Annotated in this window: 1 protein-coding gene; it reads left to right on the plus strand. The window is 57.9% G+C overall.

Going from position 1 to position 1,048, the window contains the following annotated elements:
- Positions 1 to 86 precede the first annotated feature (86 nt).
- Positions 87 to 1,033, plus strand: a protein-coding gene (locus tag GOB82_RS13200) for an IS630 family transposase (protein ID WP_231866541.1) whose coding sequence is annotated in 2 segments (ribosomal slippage) — positions 87 to 426 and positions 426 to 1,033 — 948 coding nt in all. Because the reading frame shifts where the segments join, the coding sequence is not laid out codon by codon here.
- Positions 1,034 to 1,048: the final 15 nt, after the last annotated feature.

A 1,048-nucleotide genomic window follows, 5' to 3' on the forward strand; every position in this document is an offset into this window, starting at 1 on the left:
CTAGAGCACGTCCACTGAACGATGAATCGTGTGGGGTGACATGGGGCATAGATTGTGATTCACCGTTTCCATTGATGGAGATGGTGATGGCACGAGCATTGAGTGACGATCTTCGGGTGCGCGTTCTGGAAGCCGGAGCAGCGGGCGGGTCAGCCCGTTCAGTGGCGAAGCGGTTCGGGATCGGGATTTCGACGGCGATCCGGTGGCTCCGGCGTGAGCGTGAAAGCGGCGAACGGGCGGCGCGGCGTCCGGGTAAGCCACGCGGCTCAAAGCTGGACGGACATGAAGCCTTTATCGTCGGCATGATCGAAGCGCAGAAAGATATCACGCTCAACGAGATGGTAGCGCGCCTGAAGGATGAGCAATCCGTCGGGATCGGCCGCAGCATGCTCAGTCGATGGCTGCGTCAGCATAGGTGGACATTTAAAAAAAGACCGCACATGCATTGGAGCAGGAGCGTGAAGATATCCTGAAACGTCGGCAGGACTGGTTCGACGGCCAAGCTGACCTCGATCCGCACCGTCTGGTCTTCATTGATGAAACCTGTCTCTCCACGAAGATGGCCCGTCTGCGTGGTCGTGCTTTACGCGGAGAACGTTGTCGGGCAGGCGTTCCTCATGGCCATTGGAAAACCACCACTTTCACCGCTGGCCTGCGCCTCACGGGCATGACCGCACCCTTCGTCCATGATGGCGCCATGAACAGCGAGATTTTTCAGGCCTATGTGGAGCATGTTCTCGTGCCGACGCTGAGCCCAGGCGATATCATCGTGCTGGACAATCTGCCCGCCCACAAGGTTCCGGGAGCGCGGAAGGCCATCGAACGAGTGGGGGCACAGATGATGTTCCTGCCTCCCTATAGTCCCGATTTCAACCCGATCGAAATGGCATTCGCCAAACTCAAAGCCCTTTTACGCGCCAGGGCAGCAAGAACCGTCACAACCTTGTGGGATGCCGCCGGATCAGTCCTGGATGCTTTCACTCCTGACGAATGCGCCAACTTCTTTACAGCCGCTGGATATGAGCCGGAATAAAGTGGACGTGCTCTA

This window comes from Acetobacter farinalis, assembly GCF_011516935.1.
Lineage (GTDB): Bacteria > Pseudomonadota > Alphaproteobacteria > Acetobacterales > Acetobacteraceae > Acetobacter > Acetobacter farinalis.